The sequence below is a fragment of the Streptococcus cristatus ATCC 51100 genome (assembly GCF_000222765.1).
Lineage (GTDB): Bacteria > Bacillota > Bacilli > Lactobacillales > Streptococcaceae > Streptococcus > Streptococcus cristatus.
This window is the reverse complement of sequence record NZ_AFUE01000001.1, coordinates 145,107-159,970: the sequence shown is the minus strand read 5'-3', so window position 1 is coordinate 159,970 and position 14,864 is coordinate 145,107. Positions and strand designations below refer to the sequence as shown.

Below are 14,864 nucleotides of genomic sequence, written 5' to 3'. Positions count from 1 at the left end.
GGAGGATTGAAGAGTGTTTCATATAATAATTATCATTTCTATCATACTTTTATTACTCATGTTTCATTCTTTGATTCAGCAATCAAAGAACCCTTCGGGCTTTCTAGGAAAACGAATGATGAAATTGTGGAATCGAGCCTATCTTCCCATGTTTGTATGGGCAATTCGTTATCTGGATAGAACTTCTTACCCTGCAATCCTAGATGTAGGAGTTGGGAATGGTCGTTCAACCATTCTACTGAAAGAAACCTTTCCGCAAAGTACTGTAACTGGAATCGATATTTCAGACACTGCAATAGCTCAAGCCAAACAGATAGGGATGGTCAATTTAAATTTTGAACGAAGAGACGTTAGGGAGACAGGCTTTTCTGATGAAAGTTTTGATTTGATTACAGCTTTTCAAACGCATTTTCATTGGCAAGATCTAGAGGCTTCTTTTATAGAGCTTCGAAGGATACTCAAATCAGACGGGATGCTCTTACTAGCTTGTGAATATAACAAGTTATCTTATTTTTTACCGAAATTTCAAAGCGAAGAAGTATTTAAACGATTCTTGTTATCAGTAGGCTTTGCGCTCGTAACTAGTCAAAGAAGGGGATCGTGGATCCTTTATAAAATTGTTAAAAACTAATGGAGGTACAATCATGAAACAATTATTTTTATGTTCATATTTTGCTGGTGTCAAAAATCTTTTTAGTGATTATGCAAAGGAAAAAAATCTAGAAAAAAAGGTTCTATTTATTCCTACCGCTGGGAACAAAGAGGACTATACTGCCTATATCGATGAGGCTCAGCAAACATTCAGAGATTTAGGCTTTGAAATAGAGGTTCTAGATATTGCTTCTTGTGATCGAGAAACTGCACAGGCAAAGATTTTCCAAAGCAAGATTCTTTATGTCTCAGGCGGAAATACCTTTTATTTGTTGCAAGAATTAAAGAAAAAGCAACTCCTATCTCTCATCAAAGAACAAATAAGAGATGGGTTGGTCTATGTGGGAGAATCAGCAGGGGCTATCATTACAGCTAAGGATATTGACTACAATAAACTCATGGACGATAAGACCGTAGCGACAGAGTTATCTGATACAGCAGGATTGGATGAAGTGGATTTTTACATCCTTCCACATTATGGTGAGGAGCCTTTTACTGATAGTAGCAAAAAGACCTTTGAAATGTATAAAAATAAGCTCAGTTTAATGCTAACGAACAATTCCCAAGCCGTAATTGTAAATGGTGAAGAAAGAGAAGTCGTTTCTGAACAGGATTAAAATAAATTTCTTTTTGCTATTATGATGTTCATTTTAACAATTTGTTGCTTTTAAAAAAGAAAGTGAAGATAATATAAGTTTATGGCAGTTTTTTTCTTGACATTTATCCATTTTGCGTGTAGAATAGAGTAGATCTTGGACTTGAAGGGAGTGAAAAAAATGTCAAAAACAGTAGTACGTAAGAATGAATCTCTTGACGATGCTCTTCGTCGTTTCAAACGTGCGGTTACTAAAGCTGGTACTCTTCAAGAAACACGCAAACGTGAATTCTATGAAAAACCTTCTGTAAAACGCAAACGTAAATCAGAAGCAGCTCGTAAACGTAAAAAATTCTAATCAATAGAATGAGGAAGCAGCCGATTTGGCTGTTTTTTCTTTTGAATGGGAAGTATATAATAAAAACAGCACAGATTTTTCAGTGCTGTTTGGATATTAGTTTTGTTTTTCAAGCAAGCTCTTGATTTCTTGCAGAACTTCAAGTTCTGTTGGTCCAGCTGGTGCTTCTTCAGCAGCTTCTTCGTTCTTTTTAGCAAGACTTTGTGCTTTTTCAGCAGACTTCACGATGAAGAAGAGAACAGTACCGACTACCAAGAAGTTGATCACGGCGCTCAAGAAGTTACCATAAGCAATTCCGTTCCATTTCAATTCAGCGATTTGCTTCAAGTTTGCAGCTTTCAAAATTGGATTGAGGAAGAGGGGAGTGATAACGTCAGTAATCAATGAATTGACGATTGCTCCGAAAGCATTCGCAATGATAACCCCTACTGCCAAGTCAATCACGTTACCGCGTAGCAAAAATTCTTTAAGATCCTTTAACATTTTCTTTTCCTTTCAAAAAATAATTTAATATTTGAGATTATATTATAGCTTAAAGAAGCAATTATTTCAAGTTATTTGCCTATCAAATGTTTTACATTTGCGTCAAATTATTATAAAATATAGAGTGATATTCTGTGATGAATTGGAGGTATTGTCTATTGGATAAAGAAATGATTTCTGAAATAAAAAATAGTGTCAATATCGTCGATGTCATAGGAGAAACGGTAGCCTTGACCAAGGCTGGCAGAAACTTTTTGGGACTTTGTCCCTTTCATGGCGAAAAGACGCCCTCTTTCAACGTTGTAGAGGACAAGCAGTTTTATCACTGTTTTGGCTGTGGCAAGTCGGGTGATGTTTTCAAGTTCATTGAGGACTACCGAGGCGTATCCTTCATGGATGCTGTGCAGATTGTCGCAGACAGAGCGGGCATTTCCTTAGGTATGGAGAGAGCTGGCGCAGATCGACCGAGACAGGCTCATCCGCATCAGGCGCTCTACGATATTCATACAGAGGCAGCGAAGTTCTACCATGCGGTTCTGATGACGACCAAGATAGGAGAGGAAGCACGCGCTTATCTCTATCAGCGTGGTCTGACGGATGAAGTCATTAAGCATTTTCAAATCGGCTTGGCTCCTAATGAAGGCAACTATCTTCATAAGAGCATGGCTGGTAAGTTTGATGAGTCTACCATCATGAACTCAGGTCTTTTTAATCTAGCAGAGAATAATCTGGTCTATGATGCTTTTCAGAACCGGATTATGTTTCCCTTGACCAACGACAAGGGTCAGGTTGTCGCCTTTTCTGGTCGGATCTGGCAAGATTCGGAGGCTGGTTCACAGACTGCCAAGTATAAGAATAGTCGCAGCACCCCTATTTTTAATAAAAGCTATGAGCTTTATCATCTGGATAAGGCCAAGCCGGTTATCAAGAAGAGCCATGAAGTCTATCTGATGGAAGGCTTTATGGACGTGATCGCGGCTTATCGGGCTGGAGTTGAAAATGCAGTCGCGTCGATGGGAACAGCTCTGACGCCTGAACATGTCCAGCATCTGCGTAGGTATTGCAAGAAAATTATTCTGACTTATGATGGAGACAAGGCTGGTCAGGCTGCGACAGCCAAGGCTTTAGAAGAGCTGCGGGATATGTCGGTAGAGATTGTGTCCTTTCCTGACGATATGGATCCGGACGAATTTATTGCTAAAAATTCTGCCGAGGAATTGCGACAATTTCTGACTAAAACGCGAATTAGTGATGTAGAGTTCCTTTTACGCTATCTCAAACCGGATAATATTGAAAATTTGCAGGCTCAAATTGAATTTGTGGAGCGAATGGCACCAATTATTGCTCAGACACAGTCTATTACAGCTCAGAATTCCTATATTTATATGTTGGCTGAGTTGCTGCCGGATTTTGATTACCAGCAGGTAGAGAATACGGTTAACAATAGTCGTTTGGCTGAGCGAAGTAGTCGAAGCGGACAGCAGTCAGAATCTCTAAGAAGACCTGTACTGGTAGATCTTCCACTGTCTAAACAGCTATCACGGCTGATAAAGGCAGAAATCCATATCCTCTATCGTATGGTACACAATCCGCTGGTTTTAAATAGCTATCGGCTTCGCACAGATTTTGCCTTTGATACGGCGGAACTGCAGGAGTTATACGAGCTTTTACTGGCCAATGGTGAAGTGACTTCGCAGGATTTATCTAGCTTACCGGAAAGAGTCCAGCAACTTTGGTATCGGATGTTGGAGGAAGATTTGCCAGAGGAGATGGAAGACGGAGAGTTAGCAGAAGTTGAGTTAACTAGGGAACGTGAATTGCTTCGTAAGAATAATCAGCTGATTAGCAAAAAGGTTCGAGAAGCTTTGCATACTGGAGATGAGAATGCCGCTATATTAGAAGTGGAGCGCTTAATCGCACAAAAAAGAAGAATGGAGTAGGTATGGCTACAAAACAAAAAGAAGTAACAACATTAGACGTTCAAATTGCAGAATTCATCCGCAATCACAAGCAGACAGGTGTAGCGACAGACGATGAAATCAATGACCAGCTGGTCATTCCTTTCACTTTGGACGCTGATGGGATTGAGGATTTGCTGCAACGCATTCAGGATGCGGGCATTTCTATCACGGATAAGGAAGGAAATCCCAGCGCGCGGGTTCTGAATACTGAAGAGGAAGAAGTAGAACTGACCGATGAAGAGCTCTTGGGTAGCAATTCAGCCAAGGTCAATGACCCAGTCCGCATGTATCTGAAAGAAATCGGGGTTGTGCCGCTTCTTAGCAATGAAGAAGAGCAAGAGCTGGCGATTTTGGTTGAGCAGGGTGACTTAGAAGCCAAGCAGCGTCTGGCTGAGGCCAACCTTCGTCTGGTTGTTTCCATTGCTAAGCGCTATGTCGGCCGTGGTATGCAGTTCCTTGATCTGATTCAAGAAGGAAACATGGGGCTGATGAAGGCTGTTGATAAGTTTGACTACACCAAAGGATTTAAGTTTTCAACTTATGCGACTTGGTGGATTCGTCAGGCCATTACCCGTGCGATTGCTGACCAAGCTCGGACTATTCGGATTCCAGTTCACATGGTGGAAACGATTAACAAGCTGGTCCGTGAGCAACGTAATCTCTTGCAGGAATTAGGTCAAGATCCTACGCCTGAGCAAATCGCTGAGCGGATGGATATGACACCTGACAAGGTTCGTGAGATTCTCAAGATTGCTCAAGAGCCGGTTTCTCTGGAGACGCCAATCGGTGAGGAAGATGACAGCCATCTGGGAGACTTTATCGAAGACGAAGTGATTGAAAATCCAGTTGATTACACAACTCGTGTCGTTCTTCGTGAGCAGTTGGATGAGGTCTTGGATACTTTGACAGATCGTGAGGAAAATGTCTTGCGCCTACGCTTTGGTCTGGACGATGGAAAAATGCGGACGCTGGAAGATGTCGGCAAGGTCTTCAATGTCACCCGTGAGCGGATTCGCCAGATTGAAGCCAAGGCCCTACGTAAACTCCGCCATCCAAGTCGTAGCAAACCACTCAGAGACTTTATCGAAGATTAAGAAATGAAGAGCAAGAAGGGGCAGGAATCTTTCAGTAGGAAGTGTCAAGTCGGCAATCCTAGCTGAAAACAAAGGCCCCCTCGAGCTAACTTGAACTTTCTGCTATATTTATAAGGAGGATATGTATGTCAGAAAAAAATACAGCCCTGAAGAAGTTGAAAAGATTAAAACGCGTATTTTGGAGAGCTTGGAGCAGGTCATTGACCCAGAGCTGGGAATTGATATTGTCAATCTCGGCTTGATTTATGAAATCCGTTTTGACGAGACTACTGGGGAAACGGAAATCGATATGACCCTAACAACCATGGGATGCCCGCTGGCGGATCTTCTGACTGACCAGATCTATGATGCTATGTCAGATGTACCAGAGGTTACTAAGACAGAAGTCAAATTGGTTTGGTACCCCGCTTGGACAGTGGAAAAGATGAGTCGTTATGCTCGGATTGCATTGGGGATTAAATAGCGACATCATACTGGAAGAAAGAGTATACAGAAAAGCACTTGAAACGAAAGATCAAGTGCTTTTTGAATACAATCTTGGGTAGACTACCAGCTAGTCAGTGAAATTTCCCCGCTGTTGAGCCAGATATTTTGGCCGTTCTCCAACTGGACTAGAAGTTGGCCGCTGTCCGAGATATCGCTAGCAAGTCCCTTATAGGTTTGATTATTTTGATGGAAGCCCACTTGGCGACCTAGGACTAGAGAGTGCTTTTTGTAAAGATAGAGCAAGTCTTGGGGATCGCTTTCGTAGAAACATCTCCAGATTTCAGCAATCAGCTCATTTCTGCTGATAGGAGCTCGCTCTGTAAAGAGTGATCCAGCCTTAGATTGCAATTCTTCCGGAAAATCATTAATGCAAAAATTAAACCCGACCCCGATAATAATATCTGTGACTAAGCCTGTCTCGACTGAAGTAATGGCCTCGGTTAAAATGCCTGCGATTTTTTTATCCTTGTAGTAAATATCGTTGACCCACTTGATATCTATGTCTATGAGGGTTAGATTTTTTACAGCTTGATAGATGGCTCCAGCTGTCAGGAGGGTATAGGCAGGGATTTGATCAAAAGCTAGGTTGGGTTTGAGATGGAGGGACATGTAAAAGCCGCCCTGTTTTGGAGAGAAAAAGTCTCGGCCGAAGCGACCGCGACCAGCGGATTGAGCAGCAGCTAGATAAAGGGTATTTGCTTCGCCACCCGCCTCCAGACCTGCTTTGGCATCTATCTGAGTAGATTGGCAGTTGGGGTTGAAGGAAACTTTGATGGGCGCCTCTTTTTCAATGATTTCTGGGAATAGTAAATCCCCCGCTTTGAGCTTATAGCCCCGATTTTTTACGGAATCGATCTGGATTCCTTCTTTTTCCAAGCGTTGAATAGCTTTCCAAATGGAAGTCCTGGAAATGCCCAGTGTCTGAGCCAGACTTTCTCCGTTTACATAATCGTCAGCTTGGCTGAGAATGGTAAATAATTGTTCGTAGGTTTTCATTCGTTCTTTCTCTGTTAAATACTGCTTTCTCGAATGGTCAGCTTGGTAGAAAGTTTGACCATATAGGGAATGGAGTCCTCTTCGGATGTTAAAATTTGATTTAGAATGTGCAGAGCCTGCTTGCCCATTTCTTCTGTAAAAACGGTGACCGTACTGAGACTGGGATAGATATACTTAGCAATAGACGTATCATTAAATGAAATAATGCTGACATCTTGGGGAACTTGGATTCCGTGTTCTTGCAGAGCCCGCAAGGCACCGATAGCCAAAGCATCGCTAGAGATGAAGAAGGCGGGCGGGAGCTGGTCTATGTGTTCATTGATAATCTCTGTCATCATCTGATAGCCTGATTCCGAAGAAAAGCTGCCTACCTTAACCAAGTCAGCTTGGAAGATTCCCTTATCAGATAGATACTGCTGAAAACTCGCTAAACGAGGGTCGCTGATGAGGCTAGCCTGGTCAGAGGTTCTTTCTTGCCCAGCAATCATGCCAATCTGGTCAAAACCAGCGTTCATGAAGTGCTCAAGAACCTTCTGTACAGCATTCTCAAAATCCACCGTCACACAGCTGTGGCCTGCATTAAGCGTATCACTGTCGACAAAAACTAAGTGGCTACTGTACTGCTCCAGCTGCTGGATTTGAGCTGGGCTGAATTTACCGATGGCAATCAAACCATCAATGTCTTTCAATTGCTCAAGAGAATCATTTTGAAAGACTCTGAGAATCTCATAGCCCAATTCTTGGGCTTTTTTTTCAATACCCAAGCGAATGGAGTAGTAGTAAAGGTCATCGAGCTCTTCCTGCTCAGTGTACCATTCAATGAGCCCGATACGGTAGGCTTGAGCCTTGCTTGGCTTCCTTTTTCTTGATTTTTTATAGTTCAGCTGCTCAGCGATATCAAAAATCTTTTTACGAGTGCCATCACTGACTGACATGGCTGGGTCGTAGTTGAGTACGCGAGAAACTGTAGCGGGAGAGACTCCAGCAGCTTGGGCAATATCCTTAATCGTAGCCATTTTTTTCTCCTATTGTCTTATATGGGCTATTATACCTCAAAAACAAGTAAATAACAAAGAGGAATTTAGTAAATATTAGGTGATCGCTTTATTAAGTAAAAATTTACTAAAATTATTGAAGTTTTACTCGGAAACAGTTATAATGAAATCAAGAAAACGATTACAATATCGATCATCATTTTAAAGGAGTTTAGTTTATGTCAAATGTCATTTCAGTAGAGCAAATCCGCGCAGATTTTGCCAAGGTTTTTGGAGTAGAAGCGGACCACACTTTCTTTTCACCCGGTCGGATCAATCTGATCGGCGAGCATACGGACTATAACGGCGGCCATGTCTTTCCTGCAGCCATTTCTCTAGGAACTTATGGAGCGGCTCGCAAGCGGGACGACCAGCTCTTGCGATTCTTCTCAGGGAATTTTGAAGAAAAAGGGATTATTGAAGTGCCACTGGAAAACCTGCACTTTGAGCCTGAGCATAACTGGACCAACTATCCAAAAGGAGTTCTGCATTTTCTGCAGGAGGCAGGCCATAAGATTGACCGAGGCATGGATGTCTATGTTTATGGAAATATTCCCAACGGCTCGGGCTTGTCTTCTTCTGCATCGCTAGAGCTTTTAACTGGTATCATGGCCGAGAAACTTTTTGATTTGCAGTTGGAACGTCTGGACCTAGTGAAAATCGGTAAATTAACTGAGAATGAATTTATCGGGGTTAATTCTGGTATTATGGACCAGTTTGCCATCGGTATGGGAGCTGACCAGCGGGCTATTTACTTAGATACCAATACCTTGGAATATGACTTGGTGCCACTTGATTTGAAGGATAATGTTGTAGTGATTATGAATACCAACAAGCGGCGTGAGTTGGCGGATTCTAAGTACAATGAGCGTCGGGCGGAGTGTGAAAAAGCTGTTGAAGAACTGAACCGCAAGCTATCTATCGCAACCTTGGGTGAGTTGGACGAGTGGTCCTTTGATGAGTATAGCTATCTGATAGAGGACGAAAATCGCCTCAAACGGGCTCGCCATGCCGTTTTGGAAAATCAACGCACTTTGCAAGCGCGGGCAGCTTTGCAGGCAGGCGATCTTGACAAGTTTGGCCGCCTCATGAATGCTTCCCACGTTTCATTGGAGCATGACTATGAAGTGACTGGCCTAGAGCTGGACACCTTGGTTCACACGGCCTGGGAGCAAGAAGGCGTTCTGGGAGCCCGTATGACCGGAGCTGGCTTCGGTGGCTGTGCCATTTCCTTGGTGCAAAAAGATGCCGTTGAGGCCTTTAAGGAAGCTGTTGGCAAGCACTACGAGGAAGTCGTTGGATACGCTCCAAGCTTCTATATCGCTGAAGTTGCAGGTGGCACTCGCGTTTTAGACTAGGAGAGAAGTAAATGGACGCTGTAATATTTGATTTAGATGGCTTATTAGCTGATACTGAGATCATTTCTCTAAAAGTTTATCAAGAATTGCTTAAAGATTTTGGAATTCCTTTCACAGAAGAAACATATTCTAGAGAATACAGTGGACATAGGGAAGAGGAGAATGTTCAACGATTTTTGGATACCTATGATTTACCTTGGAACTTTGACCAAACCTTGGAAAAAGTTTATGAACTGGAAGCTCGAATATTAGCCAAAGGTGTAAATTTAAAAAAAGGTGCTAAAAATTTGCTTGCTTTTTTGCAAAGAGAAGGCATTCCGATCGCCTTAGCAACTTCAAGTGTTGAATCTCGAGCGAGAATGATCTTGGATAGCAATGGTATACTGTCCCTATTTGACCATCTAGTTTTTGCAAAAGATGTAAAGAGAAGCAAACCTTACCCTGATATATTTTTAAAGGCCTGTAGAGATTTGAACGTTTTACCAGAGAATTGCTTAGTACTAGAGGATAGTGAAGCAGGGATTGAGGCAGCGTATAGGGCTGGGATACCAATCATTTGTATTCCAGACTTAAAAATACCAGCGCAGTCTTTCTTAAATAAAACAGAACAAGTTTTTCAGGATTTAGACGCTGTCAGAGACTATTTAGAATGTAAGAAGGAGAATCAATGAGTCAGGGAGTTCTAGATGCATTTATCACAGAAGTCATTTCTGAAAGTTCATTTGAGGAAATGGATCGAATCTACCTGATCAATCGTGTTTTGGCACGAGTGGGAGATGGCGTTTTAGAAGTTGAGACTGAGTTGGATGACTTGATTGGCCTCAAGGACCAGCTGGTTGAGGAGGCAGTTAGATTAGAGACGATTGAGGATAGTCAGACTGCGCGTGAAATCCTTGGTGCTGAGCTTATGAACTTCATCACACCTGCCCCTAGCCAGCTCAATCAGGACTTCTGGACGACCTATGCTTCCAATCCCGAGCAAGCTGTGGCTGATTTTTACCAGCTTAGTCAAAAGAATGACTACATCAAGGTCAAGGCTATTGCTAGAAATATTGCTTTCAAAGCACCGACTACCTATGGAGATTTGGAAATCACCATTAATCTCTCTAAGCCAGAAAAGGATCCCAAGGAAATTGCGGCAGCTAAAAAGGCTAAGAACAGCCATTATCCAGCCTGCCAGCTCTGCATGGAAAATGAAGGCTACCAAGGCCGCTTGGATCACCCTGCCCGCGCTAACCATCGGATTATTCGATTCGATTTGGCCGGACAGGAATGGGGCTTCCAGTATTCGCCCTATGCCTACTTTAATGAGCATTGCATCTTTCTGCACAGCCAGCACCTTCCTATGGCTATCAGCCGACTGACCTTTGAGCGCCTGCTGGACATCGTCGAGACTTTTCCAGGCTATTTTGCAGGATCCAACGCCGACCTGCCTATTGTCGGTGGCTCCATCCTGACCCACGACCACTATCAGGGCGGACGGCATACTTTTCCTATGGAAATAGCAGAGCTGGATTGCAGTTTTGCTTTTAGCGGATTTGAAGAGGTGGAAGCAGGTATTGTCAAGTGGCCTATGTCTGTCATTCGTCTGAAGTCTGATAAGAAGGAACAGTTGATTGAGTTGGCTGACAAGATCTTGCAAGCTTGGCGGACTTATTCTGATCTAAGTGTGCAGGTGTTGGCAGAGTCTGAGGGTGAGCCTCACCATACCATCACACCGATTGCCCGCAAAAAAGATGGATGTTTTGAGCTAGACTTGGTCTTGCGGGACAATCAAACTTCCGCAGAACATCCAGACGGCATTTACCATCCTCATAAGGATGTGCAACATATTAAGAAAGAAAATATCGGTCTGATTGAGGTTATGGGACTGGCTATTCTGCCGCCTCGGCTCAAGGAAGAACTCAAGCAGGTGGGACTGTTTCTGCTGGGAGAAGACTGTCAGGTCGCTGTCTACCATCAGGAGTGGGCCAATCAACTCAAAGACCAGAATCCAGATGTTTCCGCTGAGATGGTGGAAGGAGTAGTTCAGGCATCGGTTGGACAAATTTTCAGCCGAGTACTGGAAGATGCGGGTGTTTACAAGCAAACAGAGGAGGGGCAGGATGCTTTCATGCGCTTTGTCCAATCTGTTGGTTTGAAAGAGGAATAATTGCAGGAGAGTTTTCATTTGTCCCTATTTTTGATAGAATAGTTAAAGTATAAATCAAGACAAGAAAGAGAGAAACATGGCAATTTTAGTATTAGGTGGAGCTGGTTATATCGGCTCGCACATGGTAGACCGTTTGGTAGAAGCAGGCAAGGAAGAGGTGGTCGTTGTTGATAATTTGGTGACTGGCCATCGCGCAGCGGTTCATCCTCAGGCAGTCTTTTATGAGGGGGATTTGACGGATAAGGACTTTATGCGAGATGTCTTTGCCAAGCATCCATCCATCGATGCGGTTATTCACTTTGCTGCCTTTTCACTGGTCGCCGAGTCTATGGCGGATCCGCTCAAGTATTTTGACAATAACACAGCCGGTATGATTTCTCTTCTGGAGGTCATGCAGGAATGCGGCGTTAAAAATATTGTCTTTTCTTCGACTGCGGCGACTTATGGCATTCCTGAGGAAGTGCCGATACTGGAAACGACTCCGCAAAAGCCGATCAATCCTTATGGTGAGAGCAAGCTTATGATGGAGACCATTATGCGCTGGGCAGACCAGGCCTATGGCATCAAGTTTGTAGCCCTGCGTTATTTCAATGTGGCTGGTGCCAAGCCCGACGGCTCGATTGGTGAGGACCATGGACCAGAGACCCATCTCCTGCCCATTGTGCTTCAGGTAGCTCAGGGTAAACGAGAGAAGATTGCCGTCTTTGGCGACGATTACGATACTCCAGACGGAACCAATGTCCGCGATTATGTCCATCCTTTCGACTTGGCTGATGCCCATATTCTGGCTGTTGAACACCTGCGAGCTGGTCAACCTTCGGATGCCTTTAACCTTGGCTCTTCGACTGGTTTTTCCAACCTGCAGATTGTAGAAGCCGCCCGTAAGGTGACCGGCCATCCTATTCCTTTGGAAATAGCAGAGCGACGCCCAGGGGATCCAGATACGCTGATTGCTTCTTCTGAGAAAGCGAGAAAAGTTTTGGGCTGGCAGCCGAAATTTGACAATATCGAAACCATTATCGAAACTGCTTGGAAATGGCATTCCAATCATCCAAATGGCTATGATGATCGTCAGTAACCAGTGTAGTTTCAAATATTTACTGAGACACTTTGTTAGAGATAGCAAGGTGTTTTCTTGGAGCGATAGAAGTTCTTTTCATGGGATTTAATTTGTTGTAAAAAAAGCGGATACATAGTAAAATAGAAAAATGATGAAAATAAGACGAATAAATAATGAATTAGAGATAAATCAGGAAGAAGATACAGTCTTGGTTCTGGGCTATTTTGACGGCCTGCATAAAGGGCATCAAACACTTTTTAAGGAAGCAAGGAAAATTGCAGCTGAGCAAGGACTGAAGATTGCTGTACTGACCTTTCCTGAGTCACCCAAATTGGCTTTTGTCCGCTATCAGCCAGAGTTGATGTTGCATTTGAATCATCCTGAGGAACGCGCTGCTCACTTAGAAAATTTGGGTGTGGACTACCTTTACTTGATTGACTTTACTAGTCATTTTTCTAAAAATACAGCCCGAGAATTTTTTGATAAGTACGTTTCTGCGCTTAAAGCAAAGGCAGTTGTGGCAGGTTTTGATTACCATTTTGGATCTGACAAGAGAAAGGCAGAGGAGCTTGCAGACTATTTCGATGGTCGGATTGTCATCGTCTCATCGGTCAATCAAGATGATGAAAAAATCTCTTCTACTCGGATTAGAGAGACCATTCAAAATGGTGATGTTGCCAAGGCGCATCAGCTATTAGGCTATCCTCTCTCTACTCGTGGCATTGTGGTTCATGGCAATGCTAGAGGGCGTACCATTGGCTATCCAACGGCCAATCTAGCACCATTGGATCGCGTGATTTTGCCAGCAGATGGTGTCTATGTGGTAGATGTTGAGCACAATGGCAAGATTTTTCGTGGCATGGCTAGCGTTGGCAAAAATGTGACCTTTGAAGGAGATGAGCTTCGTTTTGAAGCCAATCTATTTGACTTTGCGGAGGAAATCTATGGCGATACGATTCGGATTATCTGGCTGGATAAGATTCGTGATATGGTTAAATTTGATGGTATCGAGGAGCTAGTGACTCAATTAAAGAGTGATGAAGAAGTGGCAAGAAATTGGGAACGTTCGGAATAAATGTCAGTTTTTAATATTTTTCTTAGTATTTCGAGCCGATTCTCAAAAATATCTAGTCAAGAGAGATAAAATTTAGTATAATAGAGTTAGTTACTATATAAAAATAAGAAGAGAACAGCATGATTACATTATTTTTATCGCCTAGCTGCACTTCCTGTCGCAAGGCGCGTGCTTGGTTGATTGGTCATGAAGTTCCATTTACGGAGCATAATATCATGACGAGCCCTCTGTCTGCTCCAGAATTGCAACACATTCTTTCATTGACAGAAAATGGCACTGATGACATCATCTCAACCCGCTCAAAAATTTTTCAAAAACTAGATTTAGACGTAGAGGATTTATCGATTTCAACACTTATTAAGCTGATTGAGGAAAATCCTAGTCTTTTGCGTCGCCCAATTATCCTCGATGGTAAACGAATGCAAATCGGCTTCAATGAAGATGAAATTCGTGCTTTCTTGCCTAGAGGCTATCGGAAAGAAGAACTCAGAGCCGCAACTATGCGTGCTGATATTTAAAATATGGAAAAAAATTATAGTTACCCACTAGACTTATCGTGGAGCACTGAAGAGCTTGCTTCAGTGCTTTCTTTTTTTAATGATGTAGAGCAAGCCTATGAACAGAAGATTCAAGCGGAAAAACTGCTCCAGTCTTATGCAGTCTTCAAGAAAGTTGTTCCCAGCAAGGGAGAAGAGAAGCGACTTGGCCGTGAGTTTGAGACGGTCAGTGGCTATTCTCTTTATCGCGCTGTTCAGGAGGCGAAAAGGAAAGGGAAAGGAATGATTTCTCTTGGAAAATAAATTTCATTTTGCGAAAGAAATAGTTTATCAGGCAGGTGCTTTTTTAAGGGAGCATCTCTATGATGACTTGGATGTCGTACAAAAGAGCAGCCCGACTGACTTGGTGACTCAAATGGACCGCTTCATCCAGGATGACTTGGTTGGGAAAATTTTAGCTCAGTATCCTGACGACGCGATTTTGGCCGAGGAAAATGACCTACGACACGACATCGTGGATGGTAATGTCTGGGTGATTGATCCCATTGATGGTACCAATAATTTCATCACCCAGCGGGCTGATTTTGCTATTATGTTAGCTTATTTCGAAAATGGGCAGGGCAAGTTCGGATTGATTTACGATGTGACAAGGGACCAGCTTTTTCATGGAGGCGGGGCTTTTGATGTGTACTGCAATGACAGAAAGTTGTCTGCTTTTATTGACAAGCCCTTGCAGCAATATCTTATTGCTTCAAATGCTAGTATGCTGGAGCATAATCACTGGGGACTAGCTGATTTAGCTCGTGATTGCTTGGGTGTGCGTGTCTATGGCAGTGCTGGGATTAGTTTTGCTAAGACCTTGGCTGGTGGTTTAGCCGCCTATTTCTCTTATAATTGGCCTTGGGACTATGCGGCGGCCTATGTGATGGCTGACAAACTGGGCTTCGTCATTCAGACTCTAGATGGCAATCAGCCAAATTTTCAGACTCAGGAGCCGATTATGATTGCACCAAAGTGCAAGTTGGATGAATTACAAGAGTATTTACGAAAGGGAAAAGGCTAGT

The 14,864-nt window shown here is 43.1% G+C and carries 17 protein-coding genes; 14 read left to right on the top strand and 3 right to left on the bottom strand.

The window, feature by feature from the left end; genetic code table 11:
- The first annotated feature begins 58 nt into the window (after nt 1-58).
- From HMPREF9960_RS00820 to rpsU, 3 genes are all read left to right on the top strand, one after another.
- Complete coding sequence (locus tag HMPREF9960_RS00820; protein ID WP_174263557.1) at nt 59-631, top strand: class I SAM-dependent methyltransferase; 573 nt, start codon at nt 59-61, stop codon at nt 629-631.
- A 13-nt stretch (nt 632-644) separates the two neighbouring features.
- Nucleotides 645-1,268 carry a Type 1 glutamine amidotransferase-like domain-containing protein gene (locus tag HMPREF9960_RS00815; RefSeq protein ID WP_005591933.1) on the top strand — a complete coding sequence of 208 codons (624 nt, stop codon included), beginning with the start codon at nt 645-647 and terminating at the stop codon, nt 1,266-1,268.
- 159 nt (nt 1,269-1,427) lie between these two features.
- Nucleotides 1,428-1,604 carry a 30S ribosomal protein S21 gene (gene rpsU, locus HMPREF9960_RS00810; RefSeq protein WP_000048054.1) on the top strand — a complete coding sequence of 59 codons (177 nt, stop codon included), beginning with the start codon at nt 1,428-1,430 and terminating at the stop codon, nt 1,602-1,604.
- Between the two features lie 96 nt (nt 1,605-1,700).
- Here rpsU and mscL read toward each other — a convergent pair whose 3' ends face one another.
- Nucleotides 1,701-2,087 (bottom strand): large conductance mechanosensitive channel protein MscL, encoded by a 387-nt coding sequence (mscL, locus tag HMPREF9960_RS00805; protein WP_005590233.1) that lies wholly within the window; start codon nt 2,085-2,087, stop codon nt 1,701-1,703.
- A gap of 137 nt (nt 2,088-2,224) precedes the next feature.
- Between mscL and dnaG the strand changes: the two genes are divergently transcribed.
- The 3 genes from dnaG (at nt 2,225) to HMPREF9960_RS00790 (ending at nt 5,605) form a co-directional block, all read left to right on the top strand.
- The gene (dnaG, locus tag HMPREF9960_RS00800) at nt 2,225-4,027 is read left to right on the top strand and encodes a DNA primase (protein WP_005590234.1); all 1,803 of its coding nucleotides are present in this window, start codon (nt 2,225-2,227) and stop codon (nt 4,025-4,027) included.
- Nucleotides 4,028-4,029: 2 nt separating this feature from the next.
- Nucleotides 4,030-5,142, top strand: a complete 1,113-nt coding sequence (gene rpoD, locus HMPREF9960_RS00795; protein WP_005590235.1) for an RNA polymerase sigma factor RpoD — start codon at nt 4,030-4,032, stop codon at nt 5,140-5,142.
- A 121-nt stretch (nt 5,143-5,263) separates the two neighbouring features.
- On the top strand, nt 5,264-5,605 hold the full coding sequence (locus tag HMPREF9960_RS00790; RefSeq protein ID WP_005591978.1) for a metal-sulfur cluster assembly factor: 342 nt from the start codon (nt 5,264-5,266) through the stop codon (nt 5,603-5,605).
- Between the two features lie 83 nt (nt 5,606-5,688).
- On the opposite strand, the gene birA is transcribed toward HMPREF9960_RS00790, so the two are convergent.
- Together birA and HMPREF9960_RS00780 are read right to left on the bottom strand one after the other, a co-directional pair.
- Nucleotides 5,689-6,624 (bottom strand): bifunctional biotin--[acetyl-CoA-carboxylase] ligase/biotin operon repressor BirA, encoded by a 936-nt coding sequence (birA, locus tag HMPREF9960_RS00785; protein ID WP_005590238.1) that lies wholly within the window; start codon nt 6,622-6,624, stop codon nt 5,689-5,691.
- A gap of 14 nt (nt 6,625-6,638) precedes the next feature.
- On the bottom strand, nt 6,639-7,640 hold the full coding sequence (locus HMPREF9960_RS00780) for a LacI family DNA-binding transcriptional regulator (protein ID WP_005590240.1): 1,002 nt from the start codon (nt 7,638-7,640) through the stop codon (nt 6,639-6,641).
- A gap of 197 nt (nt 7,641-7,837) precedes the next feature.
- On the opposite strand from HMPREF9960_RS00780, the gene HMPREF9960_RS00775 reads away from it, so the two are divergent.
- The 8 genes from HMPREF9960_RS00775 to HMPREF9960_RS00740 all read left to right on the top strand — a co-directional run bounded on the left by HMPREF9960_RS00775 (nt 7,838) and on the right by HMPREF9960_RS00740 (nt 14,863).
- Entirely contained in the window at nt 7,838-9,016 is a 1,179-nt protein-coding gene (locus HMPREF9960_RS00775) for a galactokinase (protein ID WP_005590241.1), read from the top strand.
- 11 nt (nt 9,017-9,027) lie between these two features.
- The gene (locus HMPREF9960_RS00770) at nt 9,028-9,687 is read left to right on the top strand and encodes an HAD family hydrolase (RefSeq protein ID WP_005590244.1); all 660 of its coding nucleotides are present in this window, start codon (nt 9,028-9,030) and stop codon (nt 9,685-9,687) included.
- Nucleotides 9,684-11,168 (top strand): UDP-glucose--hexose-1-phosphate uridylyltransferase, encoded by a 1,485-nt coding sequence (gene galT, locus HMPREF9960_RS00765; protein ID WP_005590245.1) that lies wholly within the window; start codon nt 9,684-9,686, stop codon nt 11,166-11,168. The genes HMPREF9960_RS00770 and galT overlap by 4 nt, the downstream gene beginning before the upstream one ends.
- 76 nt (nt 11,169-11,244) lie before the next feature.
- Entirely contained in the window at nt 11,245-12,246 is a 1,002-nt protein-coding gene (gene galE / locus HMPREF9960_RS00760) for a UDP-glucose 4-epimerase GalE (protein ID WP_005590246.1), read from the top strand.
- 133 nt (nt 12,247-12,379) lie between these two features.
- Nucleotides 12,380-13,303, top strand: a complete 924-nt coding sequence (locus tag HMPREF9960_RS00755; RefSeq protein WP_005591932.1) for a bifunctional riboflavin kinase/FAD synthetase — start codon at nt 12,380-12,382, stop codon at nt 13,301-13,303.
- Between the two features lie 119 nt (nt 13,304-13,422).
- Nucleotides 13,423-13,821, top strand: coding sequence for a Spx/MgsR family RNA polymerase-binding regulatory protein (locus HMPREF9960_RS00750; protein WP_005590248.1), 399 nt, complete (start codon nt 13,423-13,425; stop codon nt 13,819-13,821).
- Between the two features lie 3 nt (nt 13,822-13,824).
- Entirely contained in the window at nt 13,825-14,103 is a 279-nt protein-coding gene (locus HMPREF9960_RS00745) for a UPF0223 family protein (RefSeq protein ID WP_005590249.1), read from the top strand.
- Nucleotides 14,093-14,863 carry an inositol monophosphatase family protein gene (locus HMPREF9960_RS00740; protein WP_005590250.1) on the top strand — a complete coding sequence of 257 codons (771 nt, stop codon included), beginning with the start codon at nt 14,093-14,095 and terminating at the stop codon, nt 14,861-14,863. The genes HMPREF9960_RS00745 and HMPREF9960_RS00740 overlap by 11 nt, the downstream gene beginning before the upstream one ends.
- Nucleotide 14,864: the final 1 nt, after the last annotated feature.

Excerpts from the sequence above, each read along its gene's own strand:
- HMPREF9960_RS00820 (WP_174263557.1), top strand. The coding sequence starts at position 59 with ATGTTTCATTCTTTGATTCAGCAATCAAAGAACCCTTCGGGCTTTCTA.
- HMPREF9960_RS00815 (WP_005591933.1), top strand. The coding sequence starts at position 645 with ATGAAACAATTATTTTTATGTTCATATTTTGCTGGTGTCAAAAATCTT.
- rpsU (WP_000048054.1), top strand. The coding sequence starts at position 1,428 with ATGTCAAAAACAGTAGTACGTAAGAATGAATCTCTTGACGATGCTCTT.
- mscL (WP_005590233.1), bottom strand. The coding sequence starts at position 2,087 with ATGTTAAAGGATCTTAAAGAATTTTTGCTACGCGGTAACGTGATTGAC.
- dnaG (WP_005590234.1), top strand. The coding sequence starts at position 2,225 with ATGAATTGGAGGTATTGTCTATTGGATAAAGAAATGATTTCTGAAATA.
- rpoD (WP_005590235.1), top strand. The coding sequence starts at position 4,030 with ATGGCTACAAAACAAAAAGAAGTAACAACATTAGACGTTCAAATTGCA.
- HMPREF9960_RS00790 (WP_005591978.1), top strand. The coding sequence starts at position 5,264 with ATGTATGTCAGAAAAAAATACAGCCCTGAAGAAGTTGAAAAGATTAAA.
- birA (WP_005590238.1), bottom strand. The coding sequence starts at position 6,624 with ATGAAAACCTACGAACAATTATTTACCATTCTCAGCCAAGCTGACGAT.
- HMPREF9960_RS00780 (WP_005590240.1), bottom strand. The coding sequence starts at position 7,640 with ATGGCTACGATTAAGGATATTGCCCAAGCTGCTGGAGTCTCTCCCGCT.
- HMPREF9960_RS00775 (WP_005590241.1), top strand. The coding sequence starts at position 7,838 with ATGTCAAATGTCATTTCAGTAGAGCAAATCCGCGCAGATTTTGCCAAG.
- HMPREF9960_RS00770 (WP_005590244.1), top strand. The coding sequence starts at position 9,028 with ATGGACGCTGTAATATTTGATTTAGATGGCTTATTAGCTGATACTGAG.
- galT (WP_005590245.1), top strand. The coding sequence starts at position 9,684 with ATGAGTCAGGGAGTTCTAGATGCATTTATCACAGAAGTCATTTCTGAA.
- galE (WP_005590246.1), top strand. The coding sequence starts at position 11,245 with ATGGCAATTTTAGTATTAGGTGGAGCTGGTTATATCGGCTCGCACATG.
- HMPREF9960_RS00755 (WP_005591932.1), top strand. The coding sequence starts at position 12,380 with ATGAAAATAAGACGAATAAATAATGAATTAGAGATAAATCAGGAAGAA.
- HMPREF9960_RS00750 (WP_005590248.1), top strand. The coding sequence starts at position 13,423 with ATGATTACATTATTTTTATCGCCTAGCTGCACTTCCTGTCGCAAGGCG.
- HMPREF9960_RS00745 (WP_005590249.1), top strand. The coding sequence starts at position 13,825 with ATGGAAAAAAATTATAGTTACCCACTAGACTTATCGTGGAGCACTGAA.